Genomic DNA, 20,764 nt, shown 5'->3' with positions numbered 1-20,764 from the left:
TTATAGTCCAAATATACTAAAAATCATTTTACGACGCTTTGGTTTCTTTTCTCTTACATATGTTGGTTTTGCATCAGGAGTAATATATATTGGTTCTTCTTTCTTTAGGGCACCTTCTAGATTTTGAATTCGCTCTAACATTTCCTCCATTTCGCGGCGATGTTGTAATAGTTGGTATGTAACGACATCATTTGCTTTATCTTGCATTTGCTCTTCCATTCGATCTAGTCTTCTCGTAATTGTGTTTAGTTGAGCTGCTAATTGCTCAAAATCATTTGATGATGTTAATTGAGTAGGTGGAGTGTTGTGAGATTGATCCGCTTGAGAACGATGAAATTCTAACATTTGATCTAAATCACCTTGTGTGAAAATAAAATGACCATATTTATTTTTTCCTATCGTAAGATTTAATTGTTGTGCAATCCGGACGACAGCCTTTGGGCTAACACCTAATTTCTTTGCGATAAATGGTGTTTTATATTCCAAAATAATCCCTCCTATATATATCCTGTTGAATGATTTCGAGTTATATAGTAAGTTCCCTTCAGGAGTGACAAAAGAAGTGTGGAATCGGCAAAGAAAGTGTTTTTTCACGAAATTTAGCTGTTTAGCATATACGATTTACATAAATTTATTTTTTATTTATCAAAAAATTGAAATTATTATAGTTTGACGGTGATAAGCTAATTAGATTATCATAATTATAAATATCTTTTTTATGTATGCATATAATATATAAAAAGGTGGTTGCTAATGTAGAATTTTATTAGAGTATAAGAATGCTTACTTCACTTGAATAAATTTAAGTAGGAGGTGGCTTCCTTGCTTACATTGTAAGTAAGGAAAAGTATTTGGACATATATAGTATAAGTATAGTGATTGTTTTAATTGCCTTAACGGCATTTTTCGTTGCAGCAGAATTTGCAATTGTTAAAGTGAGGAGTTCTCGAATTGATTATTTAATTGCAGAGGGAAATAATCACGCAATATCTGTCAAAACAGTCATTACAAACTTAGACGAATATTTATCAGCTTGTCAGTTAGGAATAACCGTAACAGCTCTTGGGATTGGGTGGTCCGGTAAACCTGCGCTTAAGCATATGTTTGATATGTTTTTTGCGAATTGGAACATCACTACTCAACTCGCAGACATTTTTGCTGTAACTTTAGTATTTTTGTTTATCACTTTTTTTCATGTAGTAGTAGGAGAGTTGGCTCCAAAAACATTCGCGATTCAAAAAGCAGAACAAGTGAGTTTTTTTGTTGCTAAGCCGCTTATTTTGTTTTATCGTATTGCATTTCCATTCATTTGGCTTTTAAATGGATCAGCCCGGTTAATTACGAAGTTTTTTGGGTTGAAGCCACCAAAAGGACATGACGAAGTGCATTCAGAAGAGGAGTTGCGATTATTAGTTTCAGAAAGTTACAAAAATGGCGAAATTAATCAATCTGAATATAAATATGTAAATAAAATTTTTGAATTTGATGATCGTATTGCGAAAGAAATAATGGTACCACGAACCGAGATGAATATTTTAAACAAAGAAATGCCTGCTGAAGAGGCTTTACAAAAAATGTCTCATGAAAAATATACGAGGTATCCGGTTGTTGATGGCGATAAGGACCATGTAATAGGTTTTGTGAATTTTAAAGATATTTTTACAGATTTTGTGAAGCATCGAGCTGTTAATGAAAAGATAGTAGAGCAATATGTTAGGCCAATTATTCTAGTTATTGAATCAATCCCAATACATGATTTGTTTTTAAAAATGCAAAGAGAAAGAACACATATCGCCATATTAATTGATGAATATGGTGGTACATCAGGCCTTGTTACCGTTGAAGATATTTTAGAAGAAATTGTAGGGGATATTCAAGATGAGTTCGATACTGATGAACAGCCGGAAATTCAACAAGTTAGTGAGACGAAAACAATTTTAGAGGGAAAAGTACTTGTTAGTGAAGTTAATGCATTATTAGGTCTGACTATTGACGATGATGATGTCGATACGATCGGTGGTTGGATCCTAACAAAAAATATTGAGATTTCCGAAGGTGACACCATTGAAATTGAAAATTATAAGTTTTGTGTGAAAGAATTAGATGGACACTATATTAAGAGGTTAGAAGTAACGAAACAATCAGAACCGATCGTTATTGTAGGAGATGAAAAAAAGATTTCGCTACAAGAACAAATTAGTTCATAGACTCTGCTTTGTAGCAGAGTTTTTTTTGAGCAAAATGTTTTTTTGTAAATTTGGGCTATGATACAATTATATAAGTCAGACCTTTCACTAGGTGAAATAAATGCAATATATTATTGTATGTAAATATTCGGAAGGGGAACCATTATGAAAAAGAATTTATATATAAATGGAGAATGGAAATCAGTAGGGACGTATAAACCGTTGTATGCACCATATTCTGAAGAAACATTAGCGGAAATTGCGCAAGGAACAGAAGATGATGTTAAGGAAGCAATTACTTCAGCTAAAAATGCAATGAAAGAAATGAAAAAATTATCAGCATACGATCGCGCAACTATTTTAGAAAAGGTTGCACAAAAAATGGATGAGAGAAGAGAAGAGTTTGCAGAGATTATTGCAAAAGAAGCTGCAAAACCGATTCGTGCTGCAAGGGGAGAGGTAGATCGCACTGTTCAAACATATAAGTTTGCAGCAGAAGAAGCAAAGCGTATATATGGTGAGACATTACCATTAGACGCTGCACCAGGTGCAGATGGGCGTATTGCATATACAATCCGAAAGTCAATAGGGGTTATCGGTGCTATTACACCATTTAATTTCCCGCTAAATTTAGTAGCGCATAAAGTAGGTCCTGCAATTGCTGCTGGAAATACAATTGTGTTAAAGCCAGCTGATCAAACGCCATTATCGTCTTACGCATTAGTTGAATTATTTGAAGAAGCAGGATTACCAAATGGTGCCTTCAACATTATATCTGGACCAGGCTCAATTGTAGGAGAAGCAATAGTAAAGAGCGATGATGTCGCTTCTATTACTTTTACAGGAAGCCCAAAAGTTGGAATTGGTATTAAGGAAAAAGCTGGATTAAAGCGAGTGACGTTAGAATTAGGGTCAAACGCTGCAGTTATTATTGATGAAGACGTGGAGTTAACGGATGAGATTATTGAACGTGTAAAATGGGGAGCTTTTGTTAACAATGGACAAGTTTGTATTTCGGTACAACGTGTATTTGTACATGAAAAGAAAATGGATGAATTTCTTACGAAGTTAAAAAAAGCGATGGAGACGGTAGTTGTAGGTGATCCGCTCCATGAAGATACAGATGTATCTGCTCTCATTTCGAAAAAAGATGTAGAGCGAATTGAATTATGGGTGCAAGAAGCTATAAAGGAAGGAGCAAATGTTTTATACGGTGGTAAAAAGCGTGATGCAAGGATATTTGAACCAACGGTATTAACAAATGTTCCAGAATATGTGTCTGTACAGTGTCAAGAAGTATTCGGCCCACTTATGACTGTAAATACATTTAAAGAATTTGATGAGGCTTTAGAGCAAGTAAATAATTCGCGCTACGGTCTACAAGCTGGTTTATTTACAAATAATTTATCTAAAGCAATGCGTGCCATTGATGAATTAGAAGTCGGTGGTGTCATGATTAATGATATTCCAACGTTCAGAGTAGATCATATGCCTTATGGTGGTGTGAAAGAGAGTGGTACGGGACGTGAAGGAATTAAATATGCAATAGAAGAAATGACAGAAATGAAATTAGTTTGTATTAAAAAATAAAGTAAAAGGTACACTTGATGAAACAAGTGTACCTTTTATATTACTTCATTTCTTGTTTGAAAATATCATCTTCAACATAAATTTGTTCTTTATCTACAGCAGTGCTATGAGATAGTACTAAACCGATTGGTGTTTCTGTGCCTTTATTTTGAACAATTGTAAAAGGAACATTTTTTTCATTTGCTAATTTAATGTATTTTGATAAATGTGGGTAAGCAATGCTACCATTTAGGAATAGTTGTAATGATTGAGAAGTACGCATAATGCTACCCGTTACTTCTGTATACACATTACTTTGCATTACTTGACCGATTGTTAAAGCGACTTCTACGCGCTCACGTAATGTAGTTAAGTACATATTACGTTCTTCTGGTTTGTTTTGCTTTTGGCCATAAATGCCCTCTTGAAGATAGTCTTCCACATTTTTATTTACCATATTTTTCACACCTTTCACTTCCTATTGTACGCAAGAATTAAAAAGGATGCAAAAAAAGTCATTTTGAATGCGAAAAAATTAAAAAAGTGAGAAGGAAAAAGGGATATATGAATACAAAGTATTAAATAAGGAAGGAAAAATAAATTTTATCAACAGAAATTAACAAAATGTGACAATAATCTATTAACGAAATGTATTTTTTGTGTTAATATTCAAAATATAAAGGGTATTCGTCGTATGGAAATGGAGGGAATGGAGGTTTTTCCAATCGATAAGGATATTAAAGAAGTATTTTGTTCGCACTTGAAAAACAACAGGCACCAATTCGTAGAGAACTGGAAAAACAAAATGATAATTTCCGAAAAAGATCCATTTAAACACGAAGTAGTTCAAAATGGAGAGAATTTATTAGAGTTAATTATCGAACTTATTATGGAAGATAAAGACATTAATTATCTTCAGCCATTATGTGAGAAAATTGCCATTGAGCGTGCAGGGGCAGATGCGAATATTGGAGATTTTGTTTACAATACAAATGTGGGAAGAAATGAACTTTTTGAAGCAATGTGCGAATTGGATGTAAGCGCTCGTGAACTGAAACCGATTATGGCCAAAATACATACTTGTTTTGACAAATTAATTTATTATACCGTTTTAAAATACTCAGAAATTATATCGAGAAATTTAGAAGAGAAACAGCAATATATAAATGAAACACATAAAGAAAGGCTTACGATTTTAGGGCAAATGTCGGCTAGTTTTGTTCATGAATTTCGTAATCCACTAACTTCAATTATGGGATTTGTAAAGTTATTGAAAACGGATCATCCTAATCTATCGTATTTAGATATTATTTCGCATGAATTAGATCAATTAAATTTTAGGATTTCGCAATTTTTACTTGTATCGAAAAAAGAAATGTGGAATGAATCTGAACGATTTTGGCTTAATGACTTGTTTCAAGATATTATACAGTTCTTGTATCCGAGTTTAGTGAATGCAAATGTTTCAATTGAAAAGAATTTGCCGTATCCAATTCCGCTCGTTGGCTATCGGAGTGAAGTGAGACAAGTATTTTTAAATATTTTAATGAACTCGATTGATGCTCTTGAATCAATGAAAGAAGAGCGGAAAATTATCATTGATGTATTTGAAGAGGATACAACTATTCGCATTGTTATAAAAAATAATGGGCCTATGATTCCAGCAGAAAATGTAGAAACCATTTTTGAGCCATTTGTAACTACTAAAAAGCTAGGAACTGGTATTGGACTTTTCGTATGTAAACAAATAGTAGAAAAACATAACGGATTCATATTGTGTCGTTCGAATAATGATTGGACAGAATTTCAAATTGCCTTTCAAAAATAAACAGTCTACACCATACGAATGGTGTAGACTGTTTTAATTTGTAAGCATAACGGCCTCTAACTTTGGATCCTCAGATGAATAACCTACTATTGAAATTGTGTAAATTGTATTTGGTTCAACGTTGAATTTCGGTATGGTTAAAAGTACTTTTTTTGTATCAGCAAGTGAAACTTCAATATCCGCTGTACCGGGGCTAACTTGTAAAAAATCTGTTATTTGTCTAAAGAGTACATTTTCAAATAAATGATCACCATCTTTTAAATCTACATTTACAACTGGGGTGTCTGGGGAAAGATGTGCAAACCGTATTTTTGCTTGACCAGATGGTAAATGAGTATTATCAAGAATAGGTTGTAATTGGAGGTGATTATCGCTATTGATCGCTGCAAGAGTATAAGTGTGATTTCCCATTATTGGTACTAATGCTGAGAATATTGGAGTTTCGTTTCCGACAGGGATAATATCAATACGGTATTTTCCTTGCACTAAAGATAAATAAGGACTGAATTGTTTAAAAGAAATATTTTTAATCACCTTTTGTCCGTTTACTATAATATCAACAGCTGGTGTATGGGGAGCTGAGTGGAAAATTCTCATATGTGACGGTAAAGTCGCTTCTTGTGAATCTCTTTTTTCATATGCATGTACAAGTTTTGTAATCGCATCATAGTATTTCATATATAGTTCTACATACTTTTTAGGATTGCGGTATTGATAGTAACGGGCGAGCTGTTCGTAACGTGTAGCCTCTTGTCCATATTTTTCAATTTCAGATTGAGCCATGAACATTCCTCCTTTATCATCATTACAATTATATGCGGAGCGGGAAATGGGTTATGCGAAAAACTTGCTTTTCTAAATGAGAAAAGTTAAACTAGGGATTTTTTTATTTATAGGCAAACACACATACAAAGTGATAATTGTCTTACATAATTTATAAAGGAAAGGTAGTTTGACTTTGATGGAAGGAGTGGCACCTTGGATGTGGATATCCCGATAGTTATTTGGAATGTAGTTATGGAGGATTTCGTGCTTTAGGCTGTAGTACGAATTATGGATTTGCACAATGAGTATTTCTATAAATGTTAGTAATTGTTGTTGGATAAGGTAATAACGGATAAAAGAGCGTCGTGCCGAACTGATTAATGTGGTTAATCGGTTCTTTTTTTATTGTACTAAACAGCTGATATTAAATGTTTAAGTAAGAGTGGTTGTTATCCATGTGACTAAGTGTATTGTCGAATTTTGTTTGAAAATATGCAATATAAAGTAATGGAATAGGAAGGAGAATAACAGGAGTTCCGTCGAAGTTTACACAATGTCAGCAAATGAGGGAAACTGACATTATATTAAGAGAATAGTTGTTTAGTTGTTTATTTTATATAAGGGAGGGTAATGAAAGCGTATAGGCAAGGGTTGGTCTTTGATTTAAGTTCTGAATTTTCTGTTTTATACTAATATTTAGCACTCATTTGTATATTTTATAATAGTTTTTTGATATGTTCACTGCTTTTGCAGAGAATTCTTTTTTTATGAAAGAAACGTCAATTTTCTTCATATATATATACAAATTGGAGAAATGGGGGAGCGCTATGCGCGATTACTTAATTAAGCCACTTGTTGGTCAGCCGTATCCAATGATCTCACATGGAAAAGGTGTGTACTTATATGATCAAAATGGAAATAAATATTTTGATGGTTCGTCAGGAGCGATTACGGCAGGTATCGGACATGGCGTAGCAGAGATTGCGGAGGTAATTAAAAAGCAGGCAGAGGAAATCGCTTTCGTTTATAGATCACAGTTTACGAGTGAACCAGCTGAAAAGTTGGCGAAGAAGTTAAGTGACTTAAGTGTAGGCGATTTGAACTGGAGCTTTTTTGTGAATAGTGGTACGGAAGCGAATGAAACAGCTATGAAAATCGCAATTCAGCATTTTCAGGAGCGTGGTATTCAAGGGAAACATAAAATTTTGTCACGGTGGATGAGCTATCACGGTATTACAATGGGAGCTTTATCTATGTCTGGGCACCCGCTGCGCAGACAACGTTTCGTGTCTATTTTGGAAGATTACCCAACTGTTCCAGCTCCATATTGTTTTAGATGTCCTGTCCAAAAGGTGTATCCAACTTGTCAGCTTTCTTGTGCGACTGAACTAGAAAGAGCAATTGATCGAATTGGTGCAGAGCATATTGCAGCTTTTATCGCTGAACCGATTATCGGAGCAGCTGGAGGCGCGGTTGTCCCACCGAAAGAATATTATAAAGTAATTAAAGATATTTGTAGTCATTACGATATTTTATTTATTGCAGATGAAGTAATGACTGGGCTCGGTCGTACTGGTGCATGGTTTGCGATGGAGCACTGGGGTGTAGAGCCGGATATTATGACGCTTGGTAAGGGATTAGGAGCGGGTTATACACCGATGGCAGCGACAATTGTAAGTGACCGCGTTATGGAGCCGATTTTACGAGGATCACGTTCTGTTATGAGCGGGCATACGCTAAGTGCAAATCCATTGTCTGCGGCGACAGCTTTAGCTGTTATTGAATATATGGAGAAACATAATCTACCTGAAAAAACAGCGGAAAAGGGAGAATATTTAATAAAAGGGTTACAGAAAGTTCAACAACAATCGACAATCATTGCCGATGTGCGCGGGAAAGGGTTGCTGATTGGAATAGAATTGCAACCGTTTACAAAGGCGTCGGAGCTCATTTCAGTTGCAGCTAAAAATGGACTTCTCTTATACCAAGCTGTTTCAGGGCAAGCAGGAAAAGAGGATAGTGCACTGCTTGTGGCACCACCAATGACAACTACATATTCCGAATTAGATGAATTACTTTCAATTTTTGCAAAGAGTGTGGAAGAGATGATGCAAAAAGGAGGGCATAGTATCGCATGACAACTATTACAAATACATTTGGTAAATTAAAAGAAATAGAGGAAGTAATTTCTTTGTTCCATGATGATATGACATTAATGTTTGGGGGATTTGGAGGGATCGGATCCCCTCCATCTTTAATCCAGGCTATTTTAGAAAAAGGAGTTACGAATTTAAATTTAATAGGAAATGATACTGGATTTCCCGATGTAGGAATCGGCCGTCTTGTTACGAATGAAAGAGTTAAATCTTTAGTTACTTCTCATATTGGATCAAATCCAAATGCGGGAAGACAGTTAAATGAAGGAAGATTACAAATTGAGTTTTCTCCACAAGGAACTTTAGCAGAGCGCATTCGTGCTGGCGGCGTAGGGCTTGGTGGTATATTAGTCGATGTTGGTGTTGATACGATTGTAGAAGAAGGCAAACGCACAGTTGAAATGAATGGAAAGACATATTTAGTTGAAACAGCATTAACAGCTGAAGTTGCAATTGTATATGCGAAAAAAGCGGACCCGTTTGGCAATCTTGTATTTGATAAAAGCGCTCGTAATATGAATCCTCATGTAGCCATGGCTGGGGATATAACGATTGTAGAAGTAGAAGAAATTGTTCCACTTGGAAGTTTAGATCCAGAGGAAATTGTCGTTCCAGGTGTATTCGTAAATTATATCGTGCCATCGGAAGGAGTGAATTGGAAATGGGTATGGGCGTAGAAGTGAGAGATAAGATTGCAAGACGTGCAGCGAAAGAAATTCAAAATGGCATGATTGTAAATTTAGGTATTGGGATTCCATCGCTTGTACCGAATCATTTACCAAAAGATATGAATGTTATGTTTCATGCAGAAAACGGCATTGTAGGTATGGGACCAACGCCTAGTAAAGGGAATGAAGATGAGAATTTATGTAACGCAGCGGGTTTACCAACATCTCTTATTACAGGAGCGAGTTATTTCGATAGCTGCACAGCATTTGGTATGATTCGAAAAGGCTTACTTGATGTAACGATTCTTGGCTCATTACAAGTAAGTGAAAATGGTGATTTAGCGAACTGGATTGTACCAGGAAAACGTGTTCCGGGTATTGGGGGAGCAATGGATTTAGCACAAAAAGCGAAACGGGTCGTTGTTGTGATGAATCATGTCGATAAATATGGAAATGCAAAAATTGTTTCAGAGTGTACATTGCCATTAACTTCGAAAAAATGTGTAGATTTAATTATTACAGATATGGCCGTTATGGAAGTGACTACGAGTGGACTCGTTTTACAAGAATTAATGGGACCATACACAGTAGAAGATGTAAAACGACATACAGCGGCTGATTTTCATATAAGCTCAAATTTACTAGTAATTGAATGAGGGGAGTTGTAATCTATGGAGCAATTAAAAAAACAAGTTTGTGATTATATTGAGAGTCATGAAGAAGAAAGTGTAAAATTTTTAAAGCGATTAATTCAAGAAAAGAGCGTATCTGGTGATGAAAGTGGTGCGCAGGCAATTGTTATTGAAAAATTGCGTGAGTTAGGTCTAGACCTCGATATTTGGGAGCCTTCGTTTACAAAAATGAAAGATCATCCTTATTTTGTATCACCGCGCACAAGTTTTTCAGACAGCCCGAACATTGTAGCAACTTTAAAAGGTAGTGGTGATGGGAAATCTATGATTTTAAATGGACATATTGATGTTGTACCAGAAGGGGATGTAAATCAGTGGGACCATCATCCTTATAGTGGTGAGAAAATAGGAAATCGTATATATGGCCGTGGAACGACGGATATGAAGGGTGGCAATGTCGCACTTATGCTTGCGATGGAAGCAATTATTGAGTCTCGTATTGAATTAAAAGGCGATATTCATTTTCAAAGTGTTATAGAAGAAGAGAGTGGTGGTGCGGGTACTTTAGCAGCTATTTTACGTGGATATAAGGCAGATGGCGTTATTATTCCAGAGCCAACAAATATGAAGTTTTTCCCGAAACAACAAGGTTCAATGTGGTTTCGCCTACATGTAAAAGGAAAAGCAGCACACGGTGGTACACGTTATGAAGGAGTAAGTGCAATTGAAAAAAGTATGTTTGTTGTAGAGCATTTGAGAAAATTAGAAGAGAAGAGGAATGGTCGAATTACAGATCCGTTATTTAAAGGAATTCCGATTCCAATTCCAATTAATATTGGAAAAATTGAAGGTGGTAGCTGGCCAAGTTCTGTTCCTGATTCGTTAATTTTAGAAGGAAGATGTGGTATTGCGCCGAATGAGACTATAGAGGCAGCAAAAGAAGAATTTGAAAGCTGGATCGGTGAATTAAATGATGTGGACAGTTGGTTTGTGGAAAATCCAGTAGAAGTGGAATGGTTTGGAGCGAGATGGGTCCCTGGTGAGCTAGATGAAGAGCATGAGCTTATTAAGACGCTTCAACATAACTTTGTTGAAATTGAAGGGAACGAACCGATTATAGAAGCATCTCCATGGGGAACAGATGGAGGTTTGTTCACACAAATCGCTAATGTACCAACGATAGTATTTGGCCCAGGAGAGACGAAAGTAGCACACTATCCAAACGAATATATAGAAGTTGATAAAATGATTGCTGCCGCAAAAATTATTGCATGTACATTACTAGATTGGTGTGAGGTGAAAAAATGAAATACTATGAATCTTTTAGAGAACAGACGAAGCACTATACAGTAGAAGGAGTTTTAGACTATTTTAATAAACGTATTAGAGTAGACCACTATACAGGGAATGTTGAAAGTATTATACAAACAATTGACGAATTAGCAGAGAAGCATTCTTTCACTAAATGTATTATAAAAGGAAAGGGAGAGCATGTTTCAACATGGCTCTCTTTCGGTTTCTTATTAGAAGCAACAATACCTCACTATTTTCAAGGGCACGATGCGTACTTCTTCGTGAAATATCATAATGAGGAAAGACGAAATAGTATTCATTGGACTGAAGAAGATACTATTTTAAGCGGTGTAAAAGCAAAAGAAGTAAAGGGAAAAGAAATTCCAGAGAAGTTTGTGTTAAGAAAAGCGACCGAAGAAGACGCAGTCGAATTAGCAACCGTCTTTGGAAAGGTATTTGAAGTTTATCCAACACCTTTAAATGAAGCGAGCTATGTAAAGCAGACGATGAAGGAAGACGATACAATTTACTACGTATATGAATTCGACGGACAAATTATTAGTACAGCGTCTGCTGAAATGAATGTGAAAGAAGGAAATGCAGAATTAACGAATTGTGCTACCTTACCTGAATATCGAAAACATGGGTTTATGAAAAGTTTACTAATTAAGTTAGAGGAAGAGCTCCAAGAAAAATCTATTTTTTGTTCCTATACAATTGCTCGTTCGCTTTCTTTCGGTATGAATGCAGCCTTTCATCAACTAGGCTATACGTACACAGGAAGACTTGCGAATAATTGTTACATTTTTGATAAGTTGGAAGATATGAATATATGGGTAAAAGATTTATCCCGCATTAACGGGCAGTAAGACTCCCACCTCAAAATTCGGAGAATGCGAGGAAGTTAGGTGGGAGATCAACTGCCCGTAAACGCCCGATTGGTGCAACTAACAATCAGTGGGGGATGAATAAAACCCCCACTGATTAAAGTTTCACTTTATCTAATTATAAATAGGTAAAAGAAATATATATAATCATAATAAAAATAATAGAACGGAATCGTCATGCTTATAATCGCACAGAGGGATGCCAAAAATTCGGCATTGAATTTGCTGAATTTTTGGCAAAAGGGGGGATGACATTGCTAGCAGTTTCGACACAGGAAGTCATTGAAGCGATTTTGGGCAGTATAGATGAGGCCATACATGCAGTAGATGAAAATGGGATTACAATCTTTTATAATACAGTTGCCGCAAAACATGATGGATCTAAAATTGAGAATGTACTAGGAAAGCATTTATTAGAAGCATTCCCGTCATTATCAAGAGAAACAAGTACATTGATGAAAGTATTAAACACAAAAAAGCCAATCGTACATCAAGTTCAACATTACCAAAATTTAAATGGGGAAGACGTTTGTACGGTAAATACGACGTTACCTATTTTGATAGATGGAAACATTGCTGGTGCCGTAGAAATTGCGAAAGATTATTCTACAATTCAAAAGCTTACTGATACGATTGTAGATCTACAATCGAAAATAAAACGATCGACTAGCAAAAAAACGGTGAAAAAGCATGTTGCATTCGAGACAATTGTAACTGATGATTCCCGTTTTAAACAGACGAAAGAGTTAGCACAAAAAGTAGCACCAACCGATGCGAATGTTTTAATATATGGTGAAACTGGAACGGGGAAAGAGCTATTTGTGCAAGCGATTCATGAAGCTTCTAAACGAAAAAATAAGCCGTTTATTGCACAAAACTGTGCAGCTTTGCCAGAGTCGTTATTAGAGAGTTTGCTGTTTGGCACGACAAAAGGCAGTTATACAGGGGCAATTGAACGGGCTGGATTATTTGAACTTGTGGATGGAGGGACATTATTTTTAGATGAACTTAATTCAATGCCGCTTGATTTACAAGCGAAAATGCTACGTGTATTAGAGGATGGGGTTATTCGCCGCATTGGTGATAATAAGACGAGAAAAGTAGATGTTCGTGTTATTACGGCGATGAATCAGCCACCAGAAGTATGTTTAAGAGAAAATAAGATTCGTACTGATCTATACTATCGATTAAATGTATTTTCGTTATATATCCCACCGCTTCGCGAAAGAACTGAAGATGTATTGTTATTAGCGTCTTATTTTTTGAAAGAATATAATAAAAGCTATAAAAAAGGAGTACTTCAAATTGATAAGGAAGCAAAGGAAAGATTACAAGCTTATCAATGGCCCGGAAATGTTCGTGAATTAAAACATACGATAGAACATGCTGTCATTATTGCGGAAGGAAGTTCATTAACAGCTAATTGTTTACCGCGTACATTTCGGAAAGAGAAAACTCCGAAGAAGAAAAGTATATTACCGCTTAGGGAAGCTCTTCATCAAACAGAAAAGGAATTAATAGATCAAGCGTTAATTGAAACGGAAGGGAATATTTTGCAAGCAGCAAAAATGTTAGGAATTCCGCGTCAAACGCTTCAATATAAACTGAGCAAGTACGACAAAACCGCCGAATAATCGGCGGTTTTTGTGTGTTTGCACCAATAAAAGAGCGTTTACATATATAAAAAGTAATGAATATGATATTATATATCGTTTTAGTACAGCACTAAAAAATATTTTTTTCCTTATGTAATAGGGTACTTCTCACATTTACTTATCAAGAATAGAAAGTTGGCATAATTATTGCTTATATAAAGGATGAGCGTATAAAAAGGGGGAATAGCAATGTTACATGATGTATACAAACCAAATCGTCACTGGAAGGATATCGAATTATGGAAAGATGTTACAGAAGAGCAATGGAATGATTGGGTTTGGCAATTAACGAATACGATCAAAACTTTAGATGACTTAAAGAAAGTGATTAATTTAACACCTGAAGAAGAAGAGGGTGTTAAAATTTCAACGAAAACGATCCCGTTAAACATTACACCGTACTATGCTTGGCTAATGAATCCTGATGACCCACGCTGTCCGATTCGGATGCAATCAGTACCGATTTCGGAAGAGTTATATAAAACAAAATATGATTTAGAAGATCCTCTTCATGAAGATGAAGATTCACCAGTTCCAGGATTAACGCATCGTTATCCAGACCGCGTTTTATTCTTAGTAACAAATCAATGTTCTATGTATTGTCGTTACTGTACACGCCGTCGCTTTAGTGGACAAATTGGAATGGGTGTACCGAAGAAACAATTAGATGATGCGATTGCTTATATTCGTGAAACACCACAAGTACGAGATGTATTAATCTCTGGTGGTGACGGTCTTCTAATTAACGATAAAATTTTAGAATATGTATTAAAAAATTTACGAGAGATTCCACATGTGGAAATTATTCGTATCGGAACGAGAGCACCGGTTGTATTCCCGCAGCGTATTACAGAGAACTTATGTAATATTATTAAAAAATACCATCCAGTATGGTTAAATACACACTTCAATACTTCAATTGAAATTACAGAAGAATCGAAAAAAGCATGTGAAATGCTTGCAAATGCAGGTGTTCCAATTGGAAACCAAGCGGTAATTTTAGCTGGAATTAATGACAGCGTTCCAATTATGAAAAAACTTATGCATGATTTAGTAAAAATTCGTGTTCGTCCATATTACATTTATCAATGTGATTTATCAGAAGGTATCGGTCATTTCCGTGCTCCTGTTTCTAAAGGTCTTGAAATTATTGAAGGCTTACGTGGACATACATCTGGTTATGCGGTACCAACATTCGTTGTTGATGCACCTGGCGGAGGCGGAAAAATTGCGTTACAGCCAAACTATTTAATTTCACAAAGTGCGGATAAAGTTGTTCTTCGTAACTTTGAAGGTGTTATTACGACGTATCCAGAGCCAGAAAATTATATTCCAGGAAGAGCAGAAGGCTACTTTAAAGAAATTTATCCGACTTATGAAGAGAAACGTTCTGACGTTGGTATTGCAGGTCTAATGAGCGATAAGAAATTTAACCTTGTTCCAGATGACTTACAGCGTATGAATCGTCGTAAAGATTACGAAGATAATGAAACTCATGCATCTTTAAAAGATAAACGTGATAAGCGTGACCAACTAAAAGATAAAAAGTATCAATCACAAATGGCTAAGTTAGAAGATGACAAAAAAACTGAGGGTGATGCAGTATGAATTGTATGTGGTGTGACAGTACAGAAGCGAAAGAAAGCTTGAATACTGTATATTGGGAATTACCAGATGGTACGAAAGCCATTGAAATCCAAGAGACACCATGTATTTCTTGTTCCTCATGTGGTATGGACTATCAATCAGATCATACTGTAAAAGAAATTGAAGATCAGTTATTTTTAATTTATACGAAAGACTTGCCAAAACAACTAACATATGAAGAGTTGATGGGAAGGCCAAGATTATTAAAAAGGAATTATTTCGACTTTTAACCAGCTTTTATGCTGGTTTTTTTCTTTTTTGCCTTGTATAATGTACCCAAGTTAGAAAGGTAGGGAATATTTTTGAAAAAGACATTTTACCATTATATGATGAAGCACCGTGCAGCTTTATTTAGAAATGAAATATCAGATTTAGCAGAGGCGATGTATGATGATTTAAGTTTTCCGAAGCAATCTGAAGACTATGATGAAATTAGTTCATACTTAGAGTTAAGTGGAATGCTAGAAAGTATGTCTATATTTGATGAAGCATGGGATTTATACATACAAGAGAGATAACGATATTGAAGTGTTATGTAAATGAAAACATAAGGAATACATTACTTTTAGGAAGCGAAGTACTCTTTATGTTTTTTTATTTATAATACGTCTTTTTGTTAGGACATAAATGATTAATGAAAGCTAGTATAAATACTAGCTTTTTTGAGTTAAATACAAATTCTACTTGTTTATATTTTTTTATCGAAAAAATTTCTGAATATAAGCTTCTGTGATAAGCGTTTTTATGTAGGTTGCATATACTGTTATCAAAATCACGACGTCAAAAAAAGGAGAGATATAGATGGCAAGAAAAAAACAACCTAAATATAACGTAGGGGACATAGTCGTGATTACGCTATATGGAACCGTTGGGAAAATTACAAATATGAAGATTTTAGATGGTGTTTATGTATACGAAGTAAATAATCATGATGGATTTTATGTAGAGCAAACTCTGCAGCATGTAACGGAGCAAGAAATGAAAAAGGGCGACACAGAGTGGATTGAATTAAATTATAACTTTACGTTTGGTGATCTCGTGCAAGTAACTGGATATGATAAAGATGTTTTTCGTATTGTTGGTTTTCGTACAGAAGTCTGGAGATATAAAAATGATGCATGGGAAGATACAATATATGAATTGTCACGAATTACTGATGGTGAATGGTTAGAGGCTGATGAGTCAGATTTAACATTACTTGCCAATGCTCAAACGGCAAATGCAATTTTGAAGAAAATGAAACAAGATAAAGCTGGTATGAATAAATTAGATTTAGGAAAATTGAAATCAATTAACAATTCGAAAAAAGTGAGTGTTAAGACGAATCGCCAAGAAATTATTGATGGGTTATTAGATATTTATAATGATTATCAATTATTATTCGATACATTTAAAGATGAAGAATATAAAATTGTAATGGATGTTGTTCATAATTATTTAGTTAAATTGACAGAGAAAAAATAGTTAACTAGAAAGAGAGAATAAATTGAACAACAACATATGCAGTGTAAGGTATGCCTACAACTATTAAAAAAATAAAAAGCCATTTAATAAGAGAGTCTGCCCATTTATCTTCATGCATGAACTCTTCTTTTGTTTGCTCTACTTCATATTGGTATTCCATTATTATTTCCCCCTTTGAATAGCTTGTACTAACATCGTATGCACCTCGTCCACATGATATGACCTATAAAAAAGAAAAACTATTTTTCTAATCTCATATACATAATTTTGAGATTTTTTCATAAAACAGAAATAAAGGAGTGATGCTCATGAAGGAAATTGAAGTCGTAATTGATACGGAAGAGATTGCGGAGTTTTTTTATGAGCAACTAATTGAAAGAGGATACGTTCCAAAAAGAGAAGAAATCGAGGACCTAGCAGATATTACATTTGAGTATTTATTAGAGAAATGCATGATTGATGAAGTATTTGATGAAGAGGAAGATTGAAAGTAACGGCGGGCTCAACTCGTCGTTTTTTACTCTTTACAAACTTGTCACAAATATAGATAAGAATTATTGGTATAATTAAAAAAAAATTTATTCAAGAGGTGAAGGGATGTTCAAAAGAATTATTGATTCTATATTAGGAAAGAAAAAATATCGTTCGTATTCGAGTAGTGATTATCGCCATGGAGGGCGCTCTTATTCAAGTAGCGACTATAAACAACGTTCGTCTGGTTATGGGCACAATCATTATAAAAGAAAACGCAAAAGCCGTAGCTTCTTTTCAAGTAGCTGATGAAATGGCGTCGTGTACTAGCTTTATTTGATAGACCACTACGAAAAAATACAATTGTTGCAGAGCGTTATAACATTGAATCAGTAATTGGAATGGGTAGCTATGGGGTTACATACGTCGTTAATGATTTGCAAATAAATAGAAATAAAGTCTTAAAACAATTGAGGCAAAGTAAACAAAGATATGAGTCTGGTAGAAAATCATTTGAACAAGAGAAATTGATTTTACAAACATTAAATCATATGACAATTCCTAGTCTACATGATCATTTCATATGGGAGAAAAAGAACTTTTTTGTGATGGAGTATATGCCAGGTAAGAATTTTGAAGATTATATTTTCTTAGAGGGTCATGTATACAAAGAACGTGAAGTTTTTGAAATTTTATATGAAATATTAGGGATTGTTTCGTATTTTCATAGTAAAGGTATTATTCACCGAGATTTACGCATTCCGAATATATTAATGAAAGAAAATCAAATTAGTATTATTGATTTTGGATTGGCTAAATTTAAAGGTGAAGGTGATGAGCGAGCTACCATTTATGAAGGTGAACAAGCTTTGATGCGAGAAGTTCAGTTTCGTAGCGATTTTTATGCGCTCGGTCATTTCGCGTTATTTTTATTGTATGCTGATTATGAATCTACTGAAAAACATGAAAAACCATGGTATGAAGAGTTAGTGTTGGAAGAATATAATCGTGAAATACTTATGCGAATGTTACAAATAAAAACGCCGTATTATGAGAATGTACAAGATTTGAAAAAAGATGTAGCTTACGCTTTAGAAAGGATGGAGACCCCATGTTTCAAAAGTTTTTAGCAAGCGTTGGTATTGGTAATGCAAAAATAGATACTGTTCTTGAAAAAGATGAACATATAGTTGGTGAAGAGATTGTAGGGAAGGTACATATAACTGGAGGATCAGTTAGCCAACAAATTGAAAGCATTTACTTAACGTTATCGACATCGTATGTACGAGAAGTGGATGATAAAAAAGTGACGGCAACATATGATTTAGAGCGAGTTCGTTTAACAGATCCATTTTCTGTAGAGCCGAATGAAAAAATAGAAATTCCATTTTCGTTTCCAATGCCAATTGAAGCACCACTTACACTTGGTATGAAAACGGTTTGGGTTCATACGGGTCTTGATATTAAAAGAAGTATTGATCCTAGTGACCGTGATTACATTCAGGTGCTGCCAAATGTACTATTAAATAGTGTTTTAGATAGTGTAAATCAATTAGGTTTTAAAGCGCGTCATATAGAATGTGAAGAGTTGCCGTATCGTTTACGTAATCAAGTTCCATTTGCGCAAGAATTTGAGTTTATTCCAGTCTCAGGTGAGCATTATGGAAAATTAGATGAATTAGAATTATTAATCTTGCCACGTGCTCACAACCGATTAGAAATTATTATGGAAGTAGATAGAAAATCACGTGGATTAGCTGGTTTATTCGCAGAAGCGCTAGATCTTGATGAGAAGGTTATTCGCTTTACAGTAACAAGCGAAGATATTCCGACGATGCAGCAAAAAATTAACAATTATATTTTTTAATAAACTATGCATAAAAAAGAAATGGTGAGGAAAACTAAAACAACCGCTCCATTTTTTTGCATAGTGAGGTTATGTATGTGAAACGATATCGACATTTATACTTGTTAAGTTGTACACTACTCATTTGTTTTGTCGCACTATCACTTTCGTATCATACCGCTTGTATTGAAAAATTTGATAATGTAGTCGCACACTTTATTCAAAGTTTTCGAAACGATTATTTGACAACCTATTTTACTTGGGTGTCCTTTATCGGTTCAAAAAGAATATATTTCCCGTTACTCATTATACTCGTAATGTATTTTCTTGTTAGAAAAAAAATATTAAGTGCATTGCTTCTAACAATTAATTATTACGGATCTCGTTATTTGAACAGTATGCTCAAATTATGGTACGAACGAGCAAGACCTGATGTGTCACAGCTTGTTACAGCAACTGGATATAGCTTTCCGAGCGGTCATACGATGAATGCTACTGCCTTTTTAGGATTTATTGCATACGTCACAATTACAGAAGATCGTATTTCATTGCATAAAAAGTTGTTGATTATTTTTATAGCAAGCTTTGTTGTATTATCTATTTCAGTTAGCCGAATTTACCTTGGTGTTCACTATCCATCTGACATACTAGCAGGGTGGGCAGCGGGCGGTAGCTGGCTCGTTTTATGTGTTATATTTCATAAGGCGTTCATTAAAAAAGAACCTATGTCATAATAGGTTCTTTTTGCATGGGCTCCACATGAATGTGAGCATGGTAAATTTCGAATTTTTTTCGAAGCATATCTTCAATATTGTCAGTAATGCAATGGCTTTCGCTAACATCCATTTGAGCATCTACCTCAATTGTAATATCTACATACGTTTGATTCCCATACATACGAGCGCGAATATCTACAATATGTTCTACACCTGAAATATGCCCTACAGCATCAGTATATTCATCCATTTTATCAGGATCAATGCCATCCGTTAGCATATGGGAAGCTTCTACGAAAATTTCCCATGCAGTCTTACAAATAATAAGACCAACAATTAAAGCAGCAATGGGGTCTAAAATAGGCATTTTGAACTGTGATCCGACTATACCTACTACTGTACCAATACTTACGAGTGCATCGGATAAATTATCTTTTGCAGCGGCTTCTAACGACTTACTCTTTGTTTGAATTGCAATCTTTTTCGTATACTTATATACGCCGTACATAACGACAGCAGAAAATAAAGCAACCCATGCAGCAAGTACATTAGGTGCTGCTTGTTTCGGATTGAAAAACGATTGAATTGCACTAATGACAACTTCTAATCCGACTGTTGCCATAATAAAAGAAGCAACAAGTGATGCGATTTGTTCTGCGCGGGAATGCCCATATGGATGATCTGGATCACGAGGCTTACGAGAAATTTTTAGACCGATTAATATAGCTAAAGAAGCACCGATATCCGTTAAGTTATTCAAACCGTCAGCACGTAATGCGCTAGAGAGGGTAATATAACTGATGATGATTTTCATAGAGGATAAACATATGTATGCCATAATGCTGACAATAGCACCTTTATCAGCTTCTTTATGAGAAAGAGAATCCATTTTAATCACTCACCTTCCTACAAGGAATTTCTTTCTATAAATAGGGTATCAAATGAAAGTCGTGTGGGTCTATACAAACATTGTTGACGTTT

23 protein-coding genes are annotated in these 20,764 nt (G+C 35.0%); 18 read left to right on the top strand and 5 right to left on the bottom strand.

Going from position 1 to position 20,764, the window contains the following annotated elements; all coding sequences use genetic code 11:
- Positions 1-486, bottom strand: coding sequence for a chromosome segregation protein (locus tag ACTFQM_RS04105; RefSeq protein WP_265620322.1), 486 nt, complete (start codon positions 484-486; stop codon positions 1-3).
- A 365-nt stretch (positions 487-851) separates the two neighbouring features.
- On the opposite strand from ACTFQM_RS04105, the gene ACTFQM_RS04100 reads away from it, so the two are divergent.
- A complete protein-coding gene (locus ACTFQM_RS04100) occupies positions 852-2,207 on the top strand; it encodes a hemolysin family protein (protein WP_440033531.1) in 1,356 nt (451 codons plus the stop codon).
- Between the two features lie 144 nt (positions 2,208-2,351).
- Positions 2,352-3,776, top strand: a complete 1,425-nt coding sequence (locus tag ACTFQM_RS04095; RefSeq protein ID WP_440033530.1) for an aldehyde dehydrogenase family protein — start codon at positions 2,352-2,354, stop codon at positions 3,774-3,776.
- A 40-nt stretch (positions 3,777-3,816) separates the two neighbouring features.
- Here ACTFQM_RS04095 and ACTFQM_RS04090 read toward each other — a convergent pair whose 3' ends face one another.
- The gene (locus ACTFQM_RS04090) at positions 3,817-4,212 is read right to left on the bottom strand and encodes a YueI family protein (RefSeq protein ID WP_002171806.1); all 396 of its coding nucleotides are present in this window, start codon (positions 4,210-4,212) and stop codon (positions 3,817-3,819) included.
- A gap of 237 nt (positions 4,213-4,449) precedes the next feature.
- On the opposite strand from ACTFQM_RS04090, the gene ACTFQM_RS04085 reads away from it, so the two are divergent.
- A complete protein-coding gene (locus tag ACTFQM_RS04085; protein WP_440033528.1) occupies positions 4,450-5,583 on the top strand; it encodes a BA2291 family sporulation histidine kinase in 1,134 nt (377 codons plus the stop codon).
- Between the two features lie 33 nt (positions 5,584-5,616).
- Here ACTFQM_RS04085 and ACTFQM_RS04080 read toward each other — a convergent pair whose 3' ends face one another.
- Positions 5,617-6,366, bottom strand: a complete 750-nt coding sequence (locus tag ACTFQM_RS04080; protein ID WP_440033527.1) for a DUF4397 domain-containing protein — start codon at positions 6,364-6,366, stop codon at positions 5,617-5,619.
- Between the two features lie 809 nt (positions 6,367-7,175).
- Here ACTFQM_RS04080 and ACTFQM_RS04075 point away from each other — a divergent pair.
- The 10 genes from ACTFQM_RS04075 to ACTFQM_RS04030 all read left to right on the top strand — a co-directional run bounded on the left by ACTFQM_RS04075 (position 7,176) and on the right by ACTFQM_RS04030 (position 16,750).
- Complete coding sequence (locus ACTFQM_RS04075; RefSeq protein WP_002171809.1) at positions 7,176-8,486, top strand: aspartate aminotransferase family protein; 1,311 nt, start codon at positions 7,176-7,178, stop codon at positions 8,484-8,486.
- Complete coding sequence (gene atoD / locus ACTFQM_RS04070; RefSeq protein ID WP_440033525.1) at positions 8,483-9,181, top strand: acetate CoA-transferase subunit alpha; 699 nt, start codon at positions 8,483-8,485, stop codon at positions 9,179-9,181. Before ACTFQM_RS04075 ends, atoD begins: the two co-directional genes overlap by 4 nt.
- Complete coding sequence (locus ACTFQM_RS04065) at positions 9,166-9,828, top strand: CoA transferase subunit B (protein ID WP_002171811.1); 663 nt, start codon at positions 9,166-9,168, stop codon at positions 9,826-9,828. Before atoD ends, ACTFQM_RS04065 begins: the two co-directional genes overlap by 16 nt.
- A 15-nt stretch (positions 9,829-9,843) precedes the next feature.
- Complete coding sequence (locus ACTFQM_RS04060; RefSeq protein WP_002171812.1) at positions 9,844-11,112, top strand: peptidase; 1,269 nt, start codon at positions 9,844-9,846, stop codon at positions 11,110-11,112.
- The gene (ablB, locus tag ACTFQM_RS04055; RefSeq protein WP_429699642.1) at positions 11,109-11,966 is read left to right on the top strand and encodes a putative beta-lysine N-acetyltransferase; all 858 of its coding nucleotides are present in this window, start codon (positions 11,109-11,111) and stop codon (positions 11,964-11,966) included. Before ACTFQM_RS04060 ends, ablB begins: the two co-directional genes overlap by 4 nt.
- Before the next feature lie 266 nt (positions 11,967-12,232).
- Positions 12,233-13,618 (top strand): arginine utilization transcriptional regulator RocR, encoded by a 1,386-nt coding sequence (gene rocR, locus ACTFQM_RS04050; RefSeq protein WP_088030289.1) that lies wholly within the window; start codon positions 12,233-12,235, stop codon positions 13,616-13,618.
- A 210-nt stretch (positions 13,619-13,828) separates the two neighbouring features.
- Positions 13,829-15,247, top strand: coding sequence for a lysine 2,3-aminomutase (ablA, locus tag ACTFQM_RS04045; RefSeq protein WP_002171815.1), 1,419 nt, complete (start codon positions 13,829-13,831; stop codon positions 15,245-15,247).
- A complete protein-coding gene (locus tag ACTFQM_RS04040) occupies positions 15,244-15,516 on the top strand; it encodes a YokU family protein (RefSeq protein WP_000995763.1) in 273 nt (90 codons plus the stop codon). The genes ablA and ACTFQM_RS04040 overlap by 4 nt, the downstream gene beginning before the upstream one ends.
- A 72-nt stretch (positions 15,517-15,588) precedes the next feature.
- Positions 15,589-15,804: a YozE family protein gene (locus tag ACTFQM_RS04035; protein ID WP_002171816.1), complete on the top strand. Its 216-nt coding sequence runs from the start codon at positions 15,589-15,591 to the stop codon at positions 15,802-15,804.
- Positions 15,805-16,087: 283 nt separating this feature from the next.
- Complete coding sequence (locus ACTFQM_RS04030) at positions 16,088-16,750, top strand: hypothetical protein (RefSeq protein ID WP_002171817.1); 663 nt, start codon at positions 16,088-16,090, stop codon at positions 16,748-16,750.
- 4 nt (positions 16,751-16,754) lie between these two features.
- Here the strand turns inward: ACTFQM_RS04030 and ACTFQM_RS04025 are convergent, their stop codons facing one another.
- The gene (locus ACTFQM_RS04025; protein WP_002171818.1) at positions 16,755-16,910 is read right to left on the bottom strand and encodes a DUF3930 family protein; all 156 of its coding nucleotides are present in this window, start codon (positions 16,908-16,910) and stop codon (positions 16,755-16,757) included.
- 148 nt (positions 16,911-17,058) lie between these two features.
- On the opposite strand from ACTFQM_RS04025, the gene ACTFQM_RS04020 reads away from it, so the two are divergent.
- The 5 genes from ACTFQM_RS04020 to ACTFQM_RS04000 all read left to right on the top strand — a co-directional run bounded on the left by ACTFQM_RS04020 (position 17,059) and on the right by ACTFQM_RS04000 (position 19,801).
- Positions 17,059-17,238, top strand: a complete 180-nt coding sequence (locus ACTFQM_RS04020) for a YozD family protein (RefSeq protein ID WP_000658452.1) — start codon at positions 17,059-17,061, stop codon at positions 17,236-17,238.
- A 109-nt stretch (positions 17,239-17,347) separates the two neighbouring features.
- The gene (locus ACTFQM_RS04015; RefSeq protein ID WP_440033524.1) at positions 17,348-17,530 is read left to right on the top strand and encodes a hypothetical protein; all 183 of its coding nucleotides are present in this window, start codon (positions 17,348-17,350) and stop codon (positions 17,528-17,530) included.
- On the top strand, positions 17,530-18,351 hold the full coding sequence (locus ACTFQM_RS04010) for a serine/threonine protein kinase (protein ID WP_440033523.1): 822 nt from the start codon (positions 17,530-17,532) through the stop codon (positions 18,349-18,351). Before ACTFQM_RS04015 ends, ACTFQM_RS04010 begins: the two co-directional genes overlap by 1 nt.
- Positions 18,333-19,088: a sporulation protein gene (locus ACTFQM_RS04005; protein WP_440033522.1), complete on the top strand. Its 756-nt coding sequence runs from the start codon at positions 18,333-18,335 to the stop codon at positions 19,086-19,088. Before ACTFQM_RS04010 ends, ACTFQM_RS04005 begins: the two co-directional genes overlap by 19 nt.
- A 77-nt stretch (positions 19,089-19,165) precedes the next feature.
- The gene (locus ACTFQM_RS04000; protein WP_002171822.1) at positions 19,166-19,801 is read left to right on the top strand and encodes a phosphatase PAP2 family protein; all 636 of its coding nucleotides are present in this window, start codon (positions 19,166-19,168) and stop codon (positions 19,799-19,801) included.
- Here the strand turns inward: ACTFQM_RS04000 and ACTFQM_RS03995 are convergent.
- Positions 19,791-20,672: a cation diffusion facilitator family transporter gene (locus ACTFQM_RS03995; protein WP_440033521.1), complete on the bottom strand. Its 882-nt coding sequence runs from the start codon at positions 20,670-20,672 to the stop codon at positions 19,791-19,793. The genes ACTFQM_RS04000 and ACTFQM_RS03995 overlap by 11 nt on opposite strands.
- Between the last annotated feature and the right edge of the window lie 92 nt (positions 20,673-20,764).

It is taken from the genome of Bacillus cereus group sp. MYBK30-2, assembly GCF_051915945.1.
GTDB lineage: Bacteria > Bacillota > Bacilli > Bacillales > Bacillaceae_G > Bacillus_A > Bacillus_A paramycoides.
Note: the sequence above shows the minus strand (reverse complement) of the source record. Positions and strands in the feature narration are given on the sequence as shown.